We start from the raw sequence: 15,028 nt of genomic DNA, 5'->3' as shown, positions 1-15,028 counted from the left end.
AAGTCTGTCGAACTTACTTCTTCCAATAACAAATTGAAAGCTCTTTCCTATTTTCTTATACTTTATCCATAGACAATAGTCAATGGACGAAAGGAGATGATAGTTTGTGCTAATCGATTTTGATAAAAATATACTGATTAATGGAGAAAACGTAGACGGACTAAAATTATTGGAAGGATTGGTGAGTTATGATTTTATACTCATTGACCCACCATATCGAACGGAGAATAAAGATTTTATATATAACGATAGATTAAGTCGCTTGCAATGGATTACCTCCATTCAAGAACGGTTAGAAAAAGCGCATGGACTCTTAAAAGCAGATGGAGCGATTGCGGTTCATATCGATGATAAAGAATACGCTTCTCTAAGAATGGTCATGGATGAAGTCTTTGGAGAAGATAATTATATCAATACATTTGTGATTAAAAGAGGCATTAAGAGTCTAAACAATCAATTTGAAAAGGTAAGCCGCTTAAATCGAGCGTTTGAATTTTTAGTTGTGTATCAAAAGAGTGACCAATTTTACTACAAGAATCCCTATAAAGAATCCTCTGAACAACGAAAACAAGGGTATTGGACTTCTTTTAAATCGATTGTCGATAGACCAACCATGCGGTATGTACTCGATGGGTTGACATTAGATAAAGGTCAATGGAAATGGTCAAAAGAACGAGGTCTTCGAGCTTTACACAACTACAAAGAATATGAAAACCACAAACAGCCAATCTCCATTAAAGAATATTGGGAACGCTACAAAGAAGAATACCTCCACCACACAGGAAACCCCTTAGAGTTTGTCAGACGACATAAAAATTCCGCACAGTATTGGGTACAACCATCCGAACAAATTTACATGGATACCAACATGATGGAATACATTGTAAATGATTATAACGGCAAGAAAAATTACGGATTTGATACGGTAAAAAATCTGAATACCATTAAAAATATCATTTCGATATTCACCAATAAAGATTCGAAGGTATTGGATTTCTATGCAGGGTCAGGAACCACAGGACATGCCTTAATGGAACTAAACGCTGAAGATGGCGGCACACGTACCTTCACTCTCATTACAAATGATGAAAACAAAATCTGCTCAAATATCTATTATCCACGACTCAAAGAACAAGCGAGTAAGCGAAAACAATCCTTCGGTTATATTGTGTTAGAATCCTAATGGAATCATTATCCTTCATTTAAAAAATCGTGTATGGCACACAAGGGAAAAAGGAATATCCTTTACATTTATTAGGTAGAACATGACATTGAATATTCAGTTGATAGCGTATCAACTTTATTATATAAGCGGTTTATCATATACAGGAAGTGAAAGGAGGCAAAAATGTCTCCTTTTTTTATATGTCCGTGGCACACGAAAATTATTATGTCACATAACCCTAATATGACTATGTAAAATAAAATTTACTAAAACGAAAATAAGTGATAGAATATAGTCAATAAGAAAAAAGAGACAGGAGAATTTTATCATGGCACAAGTTCAAATATCCCAACACCCCTTAATGAAATGGGGAGAAGAAATTGTTGGAGCACCTAAACCGAAACCAAAAAAATATCAACGAAGAATCGTTGTAACCATTCCAGATGATGTCGCGAAAGCCAAAGAAGTACAGCCTGTTTTAGATGCGTATGCCTTGGCAGTAAAGAAACCTGAATGGGTTGGTAAAAATATGGCATGGTACGAGCAAGAACAGTTGTTATCCTTGGGTTTTTATATGTTATCTTTTGATGATGGTACACCTATCAACTAGACAAAAGGAGGGTGGAAGTTGACAGTTGAGCAATGGGAAACGGGAGATTTTTGTGAATTGATATCCACAAGGTTTGAAGACAGTGGGCTTCTTTTTGGTGACACTGGAAAAGTGATTGATGTACAGCAAACCCGATTTTGTACAGATATTCGTATCCAGTGGGATAGTGGAGCCGTAACCTGTTGGATTCCTGTGGAGGATTGTTTAAGGATTTCCTAAAGATAGGGTGAATAGATTGGTACTCATAAGAGGAAAAAAATGGGTATTATCCATCGAAAGCTTTGTTACATGGCAGAAGATGAAGGAAGAACCTGAAGCTGTTCCGTACTATGGTAAGTGGGAAGGCATAGATGAAAACAACGAAAATCGTTTATTTCGAGGTTATTATGCTTTCCCCTTTGCACTACGTTTGGTAATAAACAACAGCATCATTCGGTTTCGAAATACACATGAGAAAAGGTGAATCAAAGAATGGATAGTCCATTGGTTGAGGGAATTAAAGCATTAGAAAATGAGCTAAAACAGTGGAAGAACCAAATGGCTCAAATTATGGCTGTTGTTGGCGTTTTACTAAAAGAGCGGGAAGGTGAGCAGGTCACTTTTTCGATTCAGGAGCTTTTTGAAGCCGCAAAAGGTGATGTAAAAATAACGGGTGATGACCCAAGCCACATAACCATCACCTATGTGAGAACGGAGCAAGACAGTAAAGGACAAGTCGATAAATCATTGAAGGAGGAAATATAAAAAATGGATACCAAAGAAAAACGATGGCTTGAATTAAAAGCAGAGATTGAAAAAAGAGGTTGGACACTAGATGTAATGGAGGTAGCTCGTCTTGCCTATGAAATGGGTTATATGCAAGCGGGTTATGACCAACAGACCGATGAAATTATTCGAGGTCTTCCTACACTTAAGTGATTTGGAATGAAAAAATAAAGTAGGAGGTATAACAAATGTCCGTCAACTTTAATCACTTCATGGAAATAATCAAAAGGGAAGACATAAAAGAAGTCCACCTTATAGAAGGTCAGGTTCCATACTTGGTGGTTTTAACAAAGTTAAAAGAACCCGTTCTCTTAAACGGAAATTACATTGAAGAAGGAATTGAGACTGTGCCTTTCCGTGAACTAGGGGTGGTTACAAGGGAAGATTGTTTGAATATAGATGGCTTTCAAAAGAGAGAAGGGAAGAATTTACTTCCTAACGACAAGGAACACATCGTTGATTATCAAAATGAACAATTTAGATTGGCTGTAGTTGATTCCTCTTTATCTCCTGGATTCGTCATCCATTACAGAAAGTTGATAAAAAGGAACTGGATACGATTGCAGGATAAAAACCATTATTAGGATTCATATCTATAAGCAGACTTATTAAAAGGAGTGATTTTATGACGTATCAAGAAAAGTTGGATGTCTTAAATAAACTTGAAGTGATTCATAGTGAAAGTGGAGATGACCTATGTGTGCTTGTTGCAAAAACGAAACACAATATCGACACCTTGCAGTCTATTGGTATCCCCAAAGAAAAGTTAATGATTACGGATGATTTCATAGATATTGTGCCTGTTGCGTTTGAACAGTGTGGGGCATCGTATTACACAGGTAGTAAATTTGTGATTGACCGAGTGAACGACGCTATTCATGACTTACAGGATGGATTGAATGAATACTGGAATGATGTACGGGATAAAAAGACACATCGCCCTGATTTATTTGCAGAATTAGATGCTTCCGCAAAGAATTTGTCACAAGCCATAGAAGAGACACCATTACGTATCAACGAAGGGAGACAATAAAACATGCAACATTTGATTCGGGAAAAAGCACTGAAACTAGCCAACAGTAAGGTGGTCAAGGGTTTCTATCCAACTTTGATTGCCATGCAAACGAAAACGACAATCCAAGAAACGGAAGAAGTACTTGAACAATTGGTAGCCGAGGGTGAGATTAAACGAAAGCATCAATTGCTCTGTCACAACGACAATTGTCTGCGCCAATTGGATATGGTTAACAATATCGAGGATTTAAAATCGGAATACAGTTGTGATTTTTGTGGTGAAGAGATGGAGGAAGTGCTCCCTGAGTATATTCGTCATTTCTACACTGGTAAAGATAAGTAGATTAAATGAAATAACCGATTCAGAAAGTTGAAAGAGGAGGAAGTTATGTCATCATTTGAAATTTCATTCTTGATATGGACTGCAATTGGAATGTTGGTAGGAGGAACTTGGCTAATTGAAAAATATGAGTGGAAAGGGGTTCCGTTGTTAATCCCTTCCAAATTAAAAGTGTACCATCTTCTAATGCTCTTCTTTTTTTTACCAATGATTTTATTCTTTCAATTGATGCTCTTTGTGTTTTACTTGGGAGCCAGGGTTGGAGTTCTGATTGGGAAATTAGGGGATAAAACGGTGTGGGAATTTAAATAAGGGAATAAAAATAGTTAATTGTATGGCAAAAGCTGAATAATACTAAAGTGGAGGATTGATAAAAGTGAATGGAACAGATTTTTTGATAATATCACCATTCATTAATGACTGCCCGAATTGCGGAAATAAGCTTGTTGGTAACGGGGAGGGCATGTTGGAAGTTGAAAATAACATGGTTAAACGAAGCTGTAAGTGTGGTTTTAAGTTTGAATATGATGTAAACAATGGAACAAGCAAAAAGAAAATTATGCATGCGATTGGTGAGGCTTTAAAGCAAATGTAGATTCGTTATAGGAAAATTGACAACAATATGGAGTGAAGTTAAGTTGACCCCATATCAAATGGGAAAGAGGGGAGCATTTTTAAGCTGTTCCCCATTCCGAATTTATATATTTAGTAGTTACTTTTGAGAGGATTCATCTCGTATCATTTGATTGATTAACTCTATGTTATCTTTAATCTCTTGAGTCCAAGTTTCAGGATTGTCATATTTAATTTCAGGCTCAAAATTGAGATAATTGATAACATCTCTTAGCATGACATGATAATTTTTCTTGTCAAAGTACTCAGGAATTTCTCGTTCTTTATTTTGTAGAGGTTTCTTTAAATCTTCGTGACAGTCATTTTCAATGAAAGCATAAGCATATTGTTCAGTGTTTAGTTGAGCAAAACAAACATACGTTAGATGTTCATTTTGCAAGAAAAGTTCTTCTGAATCCAGGTAGACAGCCGTCACATCAATTACTTCATTTTTGTCATCAACAATAAAGCAGTGGCGAACAAATCCACCATTTTTTATCGAAGTGTAATAACCGTAACCAATGCGATAGGTTCCATTTTGAAATTCATCAGGATAAAATTCGGTTAAAACAATTCTGGAATTCGCATAGCAAGTATCTTTCTGAATTAAATCCTTCGACTTCCGAAAAAACTCAATGGATTTCGCTTTATTTATCGGCAATTCCTTGATTGACATGGTTGTTCACCCCTCTTTATTAAGTAGTCATTATAACATAAAAATAACGGATTATTGGTAATTTGCTTCGTTTGGTAATAAGTTCTAAGATACAAAACAACTAAACACAACGAATAAAGAGTAAGGGGATAGCTATGAGCGGCTGGACAATGGCAATTATCGTGCATGTATGTTTTATCGCTTTTGCAGGAACCATTTGGTATTTCTATAAAAAGAACAAAGATGAATTCTAACAATGAGGAGGCACGAAATAACGTGTCTTTTCTCTTGCTCTCATATCTTAACTAGAGTCATCTATAATATACAAATTATACAAAACAGGTAATGACCCCATTTACTTATTAAAGGAGAGAATAACATGGATAAAAAAATTCGAAACCACATGAAAAAGGCACTGAAAAAGAAGATTCAATCAATACTTCCAGAAGAAGCTGGATTGGGTGCTTCATTTGATGATGAAACAAAAACCTGGAAGGTAGGTTTTTCAATGGATTTTGAAATACCTGCAGGCTTGGAGCGTCGTGTAAAGGGTATGAAACAGGATGAAAAACGTTCAGATGTGATGGGTTATATGGAAAGTAAACAAAAAGAGATAATTCGTCTTATGGTTGAACATTTCTCCGCTATCTATATTCACCCCATTGAACTCGACTTTAATTTCACCGTTCCTTTCCCGCCCATGTATATCACCCGCCATGATGGAGAGACCGTACGGTTTTTAACGGAAGTTGAGAAGCAAGAGTTAAAACAGATATCACCAACTTTTAAACAAGGCATTGAATACGACGAAAGAGTGCTAAAAGATGGCTTTTATTCGTTTGTAGAAGGGATGGATAACGAAATGGAGTGCTTTGTTGCTAATAAGTATTCTACCCTTCGAGCTAGATACACCTTCCTCATTTCCCTGGAGGATACGGGTTTAGAGCATCTGTTGGAGAAACAAGCTGTTTAATGGGATACAGAAAGGTTGTGTGGTAGGTGAGCTATTTTCACAGCTTAAAAGAAACAAAAGACGTTACCATTGCGGATGGCACGGTATCTAAGTTAGGAGAAAAGTTGCGATGTCTTAGAAAGCTGGGCAAATACAAAATTTACGTTCACCAATTTATGAGCGTGAAAAATTATTATGTGTTAAACGAGGAAACAAACGAGATTAAATACGCAGGAGCATGGGGTTTTACAGAATTGGTTCGTGATTTGCAAGAGGATGAAGGGGAAAGTAACCCCCCTGTTAAAAAACAGAAACAACCGATGAATAGTTACAAGTTTATCTTCACGGATGGAACATACACTTTGCAGTCAGGTTTGACGATTGTCGATGCCATAGAGCGTTATGACCAGTTCAAAAGTGACTTAAAAAAGGCTATACATGAGATAGTGAGCGTGAGCCAGGTATCATCAGAAAATCAATAACATCATTCAACGTCGAGAGAGGGAAAGGGTAAAACTTTTCCTTTTTTTGTTGGGGCTGATTGGTACATATAGGATAATTCCTGTACATAGGTTATCAAACGATGTTTCACATCTTGAATGTTGAATTCTTCATGAGGTTTGATTTCAAATAACAAGAACGGCGTGTCTTCCCTTTCGAGTTGAGTAATACAATGGTTGAAACCAATAAATATCAGATAGGGTTTTCCTTCGTTGTAAATCATAACGTCATCTACATTTTGGCGAATCAAATGTGCCTTTTCTCCTTCTTGTTGGACAATTGCAATACTGATAGCGGATACTAAGGCTACGGGATGACCCGAAAAAAACGAATACTGAACTTCCCTTTTATCCGTTATTTGCTTTACAATCTCAAATGACTTTGTTATCCATGCCATACATAGCCTCTTTTCCTTTTAAATTCCGCTAAACCTTTGGGTACAGTATATTCATTTTGAATCACTATTATCCATGCAGATAGAGTATACAGGCAAAGAATAGGCTTCAGACAGAAATATATAATAGGGTATACACACATAAAATCAGGGAAAAAACACTTTTACATTCAAAAGGAGAGATATGACATGAGTTATACCATCGAGTACAACAAACAAATCTTTTTCATTCCAAATGGAGAAGAAAAATTGTATTTCTTGTTTGTTCGTCAAGGCGATAATAACGTATATGAAGCGAACAATACCGTACGAGCAAAATCCTGGTACTTCGTCGAGGTGGGAACAGAAAAAGAGCTTTGGAAGCGCATAGGAAGTTGGGCAGGTGCGGTTGAAGGTGGGGGCATTCAAAAAGCAGTGGGTTGGCAGGATACGAAGTGGTATACCATTGAAGAGTACATCAAGCAGTATCGGAGTAAGTTCAAAAATGCCAAGCCATTAGAAACCATGCTGGATACTTTTGAAGCCGTTGCCAATATCTTAATGCGCAACACCTTTACCAATGAAAGAGATAAGGAATTCGAACCTACTCTTCGTCATTTTGTAGAGAAATATCAGATGCAAGAGTCAGGTTGTGATTATTACGATAAGGAGAAAATTAGGTATCGTGTTTCAATTAAAGACACGGAGATGTTGAAAGACTTCTTGCTTAATCTTCCAGAAAGATGGGGAAAAGATTATAGTGTCGAGTTTGCGATTGATAAACAAAGCAAACGCAGAAGGCGACTCTGGTAGTAAAAAAAGAGTACTTCGTAAAGGAGTTTTAAAGTTGAAGTTAATTGAGTGTTTAAACCAATTTCCTGATGATAGTCGATTCAAAGACTTACTAGAGTTAAATAGAGGGAAAAGAATCAAGAGTATTGGACAAATTAAACAAGAGTTGCAGGATTATCATGCAAATGAATCTGGCTATGAGATTCGTGAACAGCGTAGTAATTACGGAAAAACCATAAAAAAGGAATTGGACAAGTTAATTCACCGTTCATTTATATCGAAGAATAATAAAAGGGAGAGATACACATGCAAGCAGTGGTTGAAATGGATAGGATTTTATATACGTTTGCAGAGGGAAGACATGAAAATAAGCTTCTATTGGTTAAAGAAAAAGAAGCGAACAACACCATTGGTTGGAAAGCGGTAAGAAAGGGTTGGGAGTATAACATCTGGCAAGAAGTTGGTAACCGTGGAGGGCTTTGTGAAGCACAAGAAATCCTTCTTTTGGAAAATGAGGGAGAAAAGAAAGCTCCCATCGAAGCATATGTTCAACTTTACCGAGAATTGATGGAAAAACAGGTTCCCATAGCCAACGTCTTCGACAGATTTGCGATTAAAGTAAAAGCCTCCAGAAAGAAAGAGGGGGTAAAAGATTATATTCTAGAGCGATTTGACGAATACGAGATGGAGCAAGTCGGGGAAGATGAAGAAACCATCTATTTCGAAAAAGATATTACAACGGCAGAACAGCTAGAAAAAATCACCATTGGCTGGAAAGAGGATACATTTAGCTTCGAGATGTTTTTTACTGAAAAAGAAGTTCTAACATCCGATGTTGACCGACGAAATAAAGATGGTCAAAGTTTAAGTGCATAATTCAGGTAAAGAGGTGATACTAATCACCTCTTTTCTTTTTCTATCATGATTGACCTGTTAATTACAACTTAACATAATATAATTACATATAAAACTTCTTGATTATTATTTTGACTTTAGTCTACAAATTAATTATAATTGACTATGTAATAACATATTATCTGGTAACGGGTACACAAAATAAGGTATCCACGACAGAGTTAAAAACTCTTCTTATCTGTAAAAATAGGAGGCATGTACATTGGGAATCGAAAGTAATACAACATCAACCCCATCTATTCAATTAGGTGGAGGCGCACCTGCAGGTGGCGGAATTTCTCTCGCAAAGGGCGGGAAAATCGATTTAACGAAAGGAAATCCTGGACTCGACAACATCTTAGTTGGACTTGGATGGGATGTTTCTTCGTTAGGAGAATTTGATTTGGATACAGAGGTTTTTTTACTTGATGCATCCAAAAAAGTTGTTTCTTCTAAACACGTTGTTTTTTACAATCAACAAATCAGTCCTGATGGGGCGGTAAAACATCATGGTGATAACCGCACAGGAGTCGGTCAGGGAGATGACGAAACGATTTCCATTAAGTTATCTAAAGTATCACCAGAGGTAGAAAGAATTCTCTTTACTGCAACCATTCATGAAGCCAATACACGACGCCAAAACTTTGGACAGGTAATGAATGCTTATATTCGTGTCCTGGATGAAGCAAATGGTCAAGAACTTGTGCGCTTCGATTTAAGCGAAGATTATTCAACTTCTATCTCTCTAGTGGTTGGTGAAGTTTATCGACACAATGGGGAGTGGAAATTTGGTGCATTAGGCAACGGCTCTACACAAGACCTTTCGGGTCTTTTTGCCCAATATGGTGTACTGTAATTTTTTTAAATTAATTTTTAATGACTATAAACGATAATAAAAAATAATCGCCCATAAAGGAGATGAATAGTCGTGAATAATGGAACCCCTCAAGAATCATTAAGTTTGCGTAAAGGGCAAAGCCTTTCACTCAAAAAGAACAATGCCAATCTTAAACACATTGCGATTGGTCTTGGCTGGACAGCGAATACGACTGGAAATGTAGAGTTCGACCTGGACGCTTCTGTTTTCTTACTTGGAAGCGACAAGAAAGTACATCGAGCACGTCATCTTGTATTCTTCAACAATTCTACCAGTCCTTGCGGGTCGGTTCGCCATTCGGGTGATGACCGTGTTGGAAATGTAACGGACGACAAAAACAAAGATGTGGAAGTCATCGAAATTGACTTAACTTCCATTCCCGCTAACGTTACGGAATTGATTCCAACCATTACGATTTATGATGCTCATGCGAGACGCCAAAACTTTGGTCAGGTATCCGATGCGTACATTCGGATTGTAGACCGTGATACCGAAAGCGAAGTTGGGCGATTTGACTTAACCGAAAATTCTTCAGCTTATTGCTCCAACATTACCGCTCGTATTTATCGGGATGGAGACGGTTGGGCTTTCCAAGGTCTGGATGAAGGATTGAAAGGCGAAATCGAAGAGGTGTGTGACCGCTTCGGTTGGAATAAGGACTTGGGTTAATCCCAAGTTCGGATTCCCTACAAAAAACAATAAAAGGAGTGAGATTTCCTGTTTAATTTAAATACCCATGCTGAATTATTTGCGAAAGCCGAAGGAAGTGGAATATTCTTCGCCAAAAAAGGCTCAATGGTTGCTGACCAAGGAACATTCAAATATTCGAAACGATTACTCGGAACGAATCAGGGAAGTTTTGTTGGACAAGTGATGAATCATCTAGCTCGAAGATTTTCAGGTGAAAACCTTGAAATGATGGAAGTGCAAGGTTCGGGAACCGTCTATCTAGCTGACCAAGGGGCGCATGTCACCGTTGTCAGTTTAGAGGCTAGTGGGTGGTTTCAAAGCCTTTGTGTTGAGAGTGAGGATTTACTAGCCTTTACGGATACCTGCCAATATGGTGTGACACCGATTGGAGTAGGTGTATTGAGCCAAAGAGGAATATTTACTTCAAAGTTGTCTTATAACGGAGCCAATGCTCAAGTTGCCATTAAAACGAATGGCAACCCACTGATTTTACAAGCACCTTGTCGTGTAGACCCTGATGCGGTGGTGGCTTGGACAGGCAAAGCCCCTAACGTCAAAGTGGATGTGAACTGGAAAACTTTCATTGGGCAAACATCTGGTGAAAGTTACATGTTCGAGTTTAACGAACCTGGTCAGATTGTGATTGTTCAACCGTTTGAACGTCAAAGTGGACTCCGAGTGGGCGTTGATGATAACCGCTATCAACCTGATATGCAAGAGAGTGCTTTTGGTAACACCTTTGGAAATGGTGGCGGTGGTATTTTCGGTGGGCTTATTCACTAATGGACAACGAAACTGGAATGCAAAAACATCCATTTTAAGTAGGCGACGCACGTTTCAAAAAAGGTAAGGGAGAAATCCTTTACCCTGTACATACAAACTGAAAGGGGGGATAAAATGAAGCGAAATTCAGGATATGAAGATTTGCTTTATAAACAACGTCAAAGTAAAGCGAAAAAAGCAGATACACAACAAGAAGAACTAAGCGCAGATGAAGCGATGCGACAATTGTTTGGTCATGAAGAAGAAAAACCAACCATTTCTTTTACACCAAAGAAAATGAACATTGAAAACCTACCCATCACGATGAAGGATGGAATTGAAAAGAAAGGATTTATTGCCATCGGCATTGTGTTGTTGGTGACGGCTATTTTCTTAATGGGTGAATTTCGTTTTTTGCCTTTTTTAGGAGGTACGGCAATGGCAGTCCTGTCATTCGTACTTGCATGGAAAGTGAAATATCGTTATACAGCTATCACCAATTTTTACTTTTCTAATTTCACGGTGACATTGAAAGGGTTGCTGGAACACTATCGAACAACCTCTATTTTGATGGAGGGTTCGGAAAAAATCATGATTTACAGCGTTGCACTGATGGCGGTTCAGCACTTCTTTTTATCATGGTTTAGCCTTACCTCTCTCCTTTATTCACTTGGTTATTATGGATTCTTCTTAGGTATCATCTTAAATCTTGCGAAACGAAAAACCATGTTGATATACAAAGGATTGTTTCTCAATTGTCTGTTGCAAGTCTTGTTTGTTCTCCAAAATGGATTTGGGGGTTCAGACATCAATTACTATACCGTATCATCCTTGCTTCTGTTCTGGTATTTGGCTTGTTTTTTTAAATATATCAGGATTACAGACGTGAAACGGGATGAAAACAATGAAGAAGATAAAGAGGAAGAATAGACACGCCTATTCGCACTTAACAGGAGGAAATGAACGTGAATGTGATTTTACAGTGGTTGTCAAGTTCGTATGGAGCCTATTTTGACGGTGACATGTGGATGCATATCTTTACAAGTCCTCAAGCATGGGGGTTGATTGGAACACTCGTTTTAATGGAAGGTTTGCTATCCGCAGACAATGCCATTGTGCTTTCAGCGCAGGTTAGTGTATTGCCCGAAAAACAGCAAAAGAAAGCTCTGCTCTATGGATTATGGGGTGCATATATCTTCCGTTTTATCGTCATCGGATTTGGAACAGCCCTCATTAAACTATGGTTTATCAAATTGCTCGGTGGATTGTTTCTAGTATGGAAGGTTATCGAGTTTTTCAAAAATCGAAATAAGGATGGGGAAGGCGAAGAAGACGATGCCAAACCAAGTGGTCTTGCTAAATACATTGGACTTTTCTGGTCAACGGTTGTTTCGGTTGAATTAATGGATATCTCATTCTCGGTTGACAGTGTAATGGCGGCGTTCGGGGTATCGAACATCGTAGGTATTGTCTTTATCGGAGGATGTCTAGGTATTCTCATGATGCGTGGAGTAGCCCAATTGTTTACGGTACTCATGGCTAAAGTTCCTGAACTAGAAGTGACAGCCTATGTCATCATTGCGTATATTGCGGTCAAAATGCTACTGGAAATCCCTTATATCGGAATTGAACTGCCTGATGTTCTGTTCTTCTTATTCTTGTTAGTAAGCTTTTCCATTACGTTTGGTATTCATTTTGCCAGAAAGCCAAAACTGCAAAACTAGCACAAAGAAGAATCCCTGCCGAATGGTGGGGATTCTTGTTTCTTCTATGCGATATTGACCGTCTTCATGGAATAACAATCAATAGACTCTTCATATAATACATAAATACAGAAAACAGGCATAACAAGGCGTTATGAAAAGAAAGGGAGAGAAGGGTGACTAGAAAAGTGGAACCCATTCAGCCTATTTATCCGATTGCCAAACAACTGCCAAGACCGAATAAAGATATATCGGTTGCCAAGCAGGAGGTAAAAGTATCAAACGGTTTCGATGCGATTTTACAAGAATTGGAAAAAAAGCTAGGATTGAAAAACGAAGAATAATGCTTGGTGATAAACCTACGTCTTATTCTTTTTACATAAATGAAATAAAAATATGTACGCTCTAAGTTGATTTATAGGTTTGAAGAGCGTGTATATAATAGTAGTAAAACAATCATAGTTGCGGTGTCTTCATGAGACATCCTGCTTACATGCTGTATACAAGCTAACGCTTGTGTAGGCATTTTATATAGAGGAGAGATTGGACTTTGTTTCAATCTCTTTTTCTTTTTCACTCTGAATTTATGGGAAGGGCAGGGGGAGTGTTTATTTCATCAGGAAGGTTCCTTTTTATTCAATATCATTGGATTTTTGCCCCATCATTTTTTCTCCTAAATGCCCACCAAAGATAAGGGCTAAACCGATAAAATATCCGATGCAAAATACATCTCGCAGGATACTTTGATTAAAACTCATGACATGTACACATAAGAGAAAGCTACTTGGAATTAAGATGGCAATGCCCAGGTTTTTCATCCTTTTATTTCACCTCACTTTTTTGATTTGTGAATCAATTTATATTCTATTGTCTATCTATCAAAATTAAAAAAGAGAGAGTGGCGAACCTTTCACAACTCACTCTATCCAACGCATTTATACTTGAACAATAAAAAAGACGTTCACACATCCATGCGCAACGTCTTTTAAGGCTGTTCAGTTCTTTACTGTTGTACGGCTAAATTGTCCATATAAATATGGTTAATCGAACCTGACTTAACCAATGGTTTAATGGCTTTAATGATACGAGTTTTTGTGCTATCCAGGTTTTTAGCTGTAAAATCTGCTTGTTGCAACTTCATGACTTCTGAAATAATTTTGTCCCGAATGATAGACGTATTGTTTTTTAATTCGGCATCCGCACTTCCTGTATAACCAATATTCATCGAAATGGATGCGTAACTTTGGTCTGCAAGCTCTATGGTAAAGGTAGAGAGCGGGAAAAGTTTATCCTGTTCAGGTGCTTTCGCAAACATACCAGCAAAAGGGGATTTGCCTTTTGCCGCATGTGCGCTACTTGTGAAGAGGGCATATACACCGACTCCTGCGGCAACAAGAATTATAAGAAGTATCACAATGATACTTTTCATCACCAGTTGTTTTTTTGTTTTCTGTTTTGGGGCGGTTGCTGTCTTTGCCAATTGTTAAGTCTTCCCTTCTGTTGTTTATAAAATAATTATATCGTTACTGAATTAAATTGTAAAGTATTTTTTACAAAATCGAACATGTTTTATATCGTATTAAAAGAACGGAGTAGACCTCCGTCAAATAACCAAACGATAAGGTAGGAATCCCATCTTTCTTCTGGATGTTCAAGGAATTAGTGTTAATAACGCTATCTTCATCCTCCATCCGTAAGAGAAGAAGAAGGGGGCAACGCCCCCTTCTATCTACTTCCATTGTTGTTTTTCATCACGCAATATCGCATTCATCTGCTGTTCGGTAAGGGTGTAATGTACGCCTCCACCGTTGATGATGTATACTTTGAATTTACTTCCTGATTTTTTGCCAACCACAACCTCTTCGATATTGCCTTTGTTTTTAAGATAAGCGGTATCGCCTTCTGACCAGTTTGGTTTCATCCAATCCGCACGTTTACTACGGGCCTCTTCAAAGGTTGCGGTGGAGAGTTTAAATGCTTGTGGCGCACCTTGTACCATACGGTGTGCAGTCAATGTAACATTGATGGTTTTTTCATTCAGAGCCGTAATAATACCGATACCTTCTTTTGTTGCTACAATAGTTCCAGGTGTAGCTTGCTCGTCTGTCAGGACGTTTGCGTCGTTGATAGAGACGGCAATGGAAGGAAACTGTTTTTGAAGTTGCTCTAACATGGCTTGCTTCGCATTTTCTACTAATTCTTCATTTGTTTTTCCTTTAACCACGAACGTCATCGGGGAAAGGGTAATTGTCACTGATTTTTCCATATGTATTGGCTCCTTTGATAAATCTTATGTTATTTACATTATACAATATAAACATAA

General features: G+C 37.8%; 26 protein-coding genes. 21 read left to right on the top strand and 5 right to left on the bottom strand.

The features are described from left to right. Window positions 1–106: 106 nt before the first annotated feature. From PP175_RS26090 to PP175_RS26045, 10 genes are all read left to right on the top strand, one after another. A complete protein-coding gene (locus PP175_RS26090) occupies window positions 107–1,183 on the top strand; it encodes a DNA methyltransferase (protein WP_272444033.1) in 1,077 nt (358 codons plus the stop codon). 310 nt (window positions 1,184–1,493) lie between these two features. Next, window positions 1,494–1,775, top strand: a complete 282-nt coding sequence (locus PP175_RS26085; protein WP_272444032.1) for a hypothetical protein — start codon at window positions 1,494–1,496, stop codon at window positions 1,773–1,775. An 18-nt stretch (window positions 1,776–1,793) separates the two neighbouring features. Further along, window positions 1,794–1,994, top strand: coding sequence for a hypothetical protein (locus tag PP175_RS26080; RefSeq protein ID WP_272444031.1), 201 nt, complete (start codon window positions 1,794–1,796; stop codon window positions 1,992–1,994). A 252-nt stretch (window positions 1,995–2,246) separates the two neighbouring features. Further along, window positions 2,247–2,519, top strand: coding sequence for a hypothetical protein (locus PP175_RS26075; protein WP_272444030.1), 273 nt, complete (start codon window positions 2,247–2,249; stop codon window positions 2,517–2,519). A 3-nt stretch (window positions 2,520–2,522) separates the two neighbouring features. Next, window positions 2,523–2,693 (top strand): hypothetical protein, encoded by a 171-nt coding sequence (locus tag PP175_RS26070; RefSeq protein WP_272444029.1) that lies wholly within the window; start codon window positions 2,523–2,525, stop codon window positions 2,691–2,693. Window positions 2,694–2,728: 35 nt separating this feature from the next. After that, on the top strand, window positions 2,729–3,124 hold the full coding sequence (locus PP175_RS26065; protein ID WP_272444028.1) for a hypothetical protein: 396 nt from the start codon (window positions 2,729–2,731) through the stop codon (window positions 3,122–3,124). 41 nt (window positions 3,125–3,165) lie between these two features. Then, window positions 3,166–3,573 carry a hypothetical protein gene (locus PP175_RS26060; protein ID WP_272444027.1) on the top strand — a complete coding sequence of 136 codons (408 nt, stop codon included), beginning with the start codon at window positions 3,166–3,168 and terminating at the stop codon, window positions 3,571–3,573. Between the two features lie 3 nt (window positions 3,574–3,576). Further along, window positions 3,577–3,897 (top strand): hypothetical protein, encoded by a 321-nt coding sequence (locus PP175_RS26055; RefSeq protein WP_272444026.1) that lies wholly within the window; start codon window positions 3,577–3,579, stop codon window positions 3,895–3,897. 45 nt (window positions 3,898–3,942) lie between these two features. Then, window positions 3,943–4,206 carry a hypothetical protein gene (locus tag PP175_RS26050; RefSeq protein ID WP_272444025.1) on the top strand — a complete coding sequence of 88 codons (264 nt, stop codon included), beginning with the start codon at window positions 3,943–3,945 and terminating at the stop codon, window positions 4,204–4,206. 64 nt (window positions 4,207–4,270) lie between these two features. Next, window positions 4,271–4,489, top strand: coding sequence for a DUF3797 domain-containing protein (locus PP175_RS26045; protein ID WP_272444024.1), 219 nt, complete (start codon window positions 4,271–4,273; stop codon window positions 4,487–4,489). A gap of 117 nt (window positions 4,490–4,606) precedes the next feature. On the opposite strand, the gene PP175_RS26040 is transcribed toward PP175_RS26045, so the two are convergent. Then, window positions 4,607–5,182, bottom strand: coding sequence for a hypothetical protein (locus PP175_RS26040; protein WP_272444023.1), 576 nt, complete (start codon window positions 5,180–5,182; stop codon window positions 4,607–4,609). Between the two features lie 358 nt (window positions 5,183–5,540). Here PP175_RS26040 and PP175_RS26035 point away from each other — a divergent pair, with 358 nt between their 5' ends. Together PP175_RS26035 and PP175_RS26030 are read left to right on the top strand one after the other, a co-directional pair. Further along, window positions 5,541–6,134, top strand: a complete 594-nt coding sequence (locus PP175_RS26035) for a hypothetical protein (RefSeq protein WP_272444022.1) — start codon at window positions 5,541–5,543, stop codon at window positions 6,132–6,134. A 26-nt stretch (window positions 6,135–6,160) separates the two neighbouring features. Then, window positions 6,161–6,595 carry a hypothetical protein gene (locus PP175_RS26030; RefSeq protein ID WP_272444021.1) on the top strand — a complete coding sequence of 145 codons (435 nt, stop codon included), beginning with the start codon at window positions 6,161–6,163 and terminating at the stop codon, window positions 6,593–6,595. A gap of 2 nt (window positions 6,596–6,597) precedes the next feature. Here the strand turns inward: PP175_RS26030 and PP175_RS26025 are convergent, their stop codons facing one another. Further along, window positions 6,598–7,011, bottom strand: coding sequence for a hypothetical protein (locus PP175_RS26025; protein ID WP_272444020.1), 414 nt, complete (start codon window positions 7,009–7,011; stop codon window positions 6,598–6,600). Window positions 7,012–7,197: 186 nt separating this feature from the next. Here PP175_RS26025 and PP175_RS26020 point away from each other — a divergent pair, with 186 nt between their 5' ends. The 9 genes from PP175_RS26020 (at window position 7,198) to PP175_RS25980 (ending at window position 13,049) form a co-directional block, all read left to right on the top strand. After that, complete coding sequence (locus tag PP175_RS26020; protein WP_272444019.1) at window positions 7,198–7,800, top strand: hypothetical protein; 603 nt, start codon at window positions 7,198–7,200, stop codon at window positions 7,798–7,800. 34 nt (window positions 7,801–7,834) lie between these two features. Further along, window positions 7,835–8,206, top strand: a complete 372-nt coding sequence (locus tag PP175_RS26015; RefSeq protein ID WP_272444018.1) for a hypothetical protein — start codon at window positions 7,835–7,837, stop codon at window positions 8,204–8,206. Continuing rightward, window positions 8,158–8,655 carry a hypothetical protein gene (locus tag PP175_RS26010; protein WP_272444017.1) on the top strand — a complete coding sequence of 166 codons (498 nt, stop codon included), beginning with the start codon at window positions 8,158–8,160 and terminating at the stop codon, window positions 8,653–8,655. The genes PP175_RS26015 and PP175_RS26010 overlap by 49 nt, the downstream gene beginning before the upstream one ends. Window positions 8,656–8,968: 313 nt before the next feature. Then, window positions 8,969–9,529, top strand: coding sequence for a TerD family protein (locus PP175_RS26005; RefSeq protein ID WP_272444249.1), 561 nt, complete (start codon window positions 8,969–8,971; stop codon window positions 9,527–9,529). Window positions 9,530–9,601: 72 nt separating this feature from the next. Then, window positions 9,602–10,219 carry a TerD family protein gene (locus tag PP175_RS26000; RefSeq protein WP_272444016.1) on the top strand — a complete coding sequence of 206 codons (618 nt, stop codon included), beginning with the start codon at window positions 9,602–9,604 and terminating at the stop codon, window positions 10,217–10,219. A gap of 48 nt (window positions 10,220–10,267) precedes the next feature. Next, entirely contained in the window at window positions 10,268–11,023 is a 756-nt protein-coding gene (locus tag PP175_RS25995; protein ID WP_272444248.1) for an AIM24 family protein, read from the top strand. A gap of 114 nt (window positions 11,024–11,137) precedes the next feature. After that, window positions 11,138–11,932, top strand: a complete 795-nt coding sequence (locus PP175_RS25990; RefSeq protein WP_272444015.1) for a hypothetical protein — start codon at window positions 11,138–11,140, stop codon at window positions 11,930–11,932. A 29-nt stretch (window positions 11,933–11,961) separates the two neighbouring features. Further along, window positions 11,962–12,726 (top strand): TerC family protein, encoded by a 765-nt coding sequence (locus PP175_RS25985; protein ID WP_442870501.1) that lies wholly within the window; start codon window positions 11,962–11,964, stop codon window positions 12,724–12,726. A gap of 155 nt (window positions 12,727–12,881) precedes the next feature. Further along, window positions 12,882–13,049 (top strand): hypothetical protein, encoded by a 168-nt coding sequence (locus tag PP175_RS25980; RefSeq protein WP_272444014.1) that lies wholly within the window; start codon window positions 12,882–12,884, stop codon window positions 13,047–13,049. Window positions 13,050–13,337: 288 nt separating this feature from the next. Here PP175_RS25980 and PP175_RS25975 read toward each other — a convergent pair whose 3' ends face one another. From PP175_RS25975 to PP175_RS25965, 3 genes are all read right to left on the bottom strand, one after another. Next, window positions 13,338–13,523, bottom strand: coding sequence for a hypothetical protein (locus PP175_RS25975; protein WP_272444013.1), 186 nt, complete (start codon window positions 13,521–13,523; stop codon window positions 13,338–13,340). A 185-nt stretch (window positions 13,524–13,708) separates the two neighbouring features. Beyond that, window positions 13,709–14,185 (bottom strand): flagellar basal body-associated FliL family protein, encoded by a 477-nt coding sequence (locus PP175_RS25970; RefSeq protein ID WP_272444012.1) that lies wholly within the window; start codon window positions 14,183–14,185, stop codon window positions 13,709–13,711. Between the two features lie 249 nt (window positions 14,186–14,434). Further along, a complete protein-coding gene (locus PP175_RS25965) occupies window positions 14,435–14,971 on the bottom strand; it encodes a hypothetical protein (protein WP_272444011.1) in 537 nt (178 codons plus the stop codon). Window positions 14,972–15,028: the final 57 nt, after the last annotated feature.

The sequence above is a fragment of the Aneurinibacillus sp. Ricciae_BoGa-3 genome, assembly GCF_028421645.1.
Taxonomy (GTDB): Bacteria; Bacillota; Bacilli; order Aneurinibacillales; family Aneurinibacillaceae; genus Aneurinibacillus_B.
Note: the sequence above shows the minus strand (reverse complement) of the source record. Positions and strands in the feature narration are given on the sequence as shown.

Bases quoted from the DNA above. Each gene is read 5' to 3' on its own strand.
- PP175_RS26085 (WP_272444032.1), top strand. From the start codon at position 1,494: ATGGCACAAGTTCAAATATCCCAACACCCCTTAATGAAATGGGGAGAA.
- PP175_RS26075 (WP_272444030.1), top strand. From the start codon at position 2,247: ATGGATAGTCCATTGGTTGAGGGAATTAAAGCATTAGAAAATGAGCTA.
- PP175_RS26070 (WP_272444029.1), top strand. From the start codon at position 2,523: ATGGATACCAAAGAAAAACGATGGCTTGAATTAAAAGCAGAGATTGAA.
- PP175_RS26065 (WP_272444028.1), top strand. From the start codon at position 2,729: ATGTCCGTCAACTTTAATCACTTCATGGAAATAATCAAAAGGGAAGAC.
- PP175_RS26060 (WP_272444027.1), top strand. From the start codon at position 3,166: ATGACGTATCAAGAAAAGTTGGATGTCTTAAATAAACTTGAAGTGATT.
- PP175_RS26055 (WP_272444026.1), top strand. From the start codon at position 3,577: ATGCAACATTTGATTCGGGAAAAAGCACTGAAACTAGCCAACAGTAAG.
- PP175_RS26050 (WP_272444025.1), top strand. From the start codon at position 3,943: ATGTCATCATTTGAAATTTCATTCTTGATATGGACTGCAATTGGAATG.
- PP175_RS26040 (WP_272444023.1), bottom strand. From the start codon at position 5,182: ATGTCAATCAAGGAATTGCCGATAAATAAAGCGAAATCCATTGAGTTT.
- PP175_RS26035 (WP_272444022.1), top strand. From the start codon at position 5,541: ATGGATAAAAAAATTCGAAACCACATGAAAAAGGCACTGAAAAAGAAG.
- PP175_RS26025 (WP_272444020.1), bottom strand. From the start codon at position 7,011: ATGGCATGGATAACAAAGTCATTTGAGATTGTAAAGCAAATAACGGAT.
- PP175_RS26020 (WP_272444019.1), top strand. From the start codon at position 7,198: ATGAGTTATACCATCGAGTACAACAAACAAATCTTTTTCATTCCAAAT.
- PP175_RS25990 (WP_272444015.1), top strand. From the start codon at position 11,138: ATGAAGCGAAATTCAGGATATGAAGATTTGCTTTATAAACAACGTCAA.
- PP175_RS25985 (WP_442870501.1), top strand. From the start codon at position 11,962: ATGAACGTGAATGTGATTTTACAGTGGTTGTCAAGTTCGTATGGAGCC.
- PP175_RS25975 (WP_272444013.1), bottom strand. From the start codon at position 13,523: ATGAAAAACCTGGGCATTGCCATCTTAATTCCAAGTAGCTTTCTCTTA.
- PP175_RS25965 (WP_272444011.1), bottom strand. From the start codon at position 14,971: ATGGAAAAATCAGTGACAATTACCCTTTCCCCGATGACGTTCGTGGTT.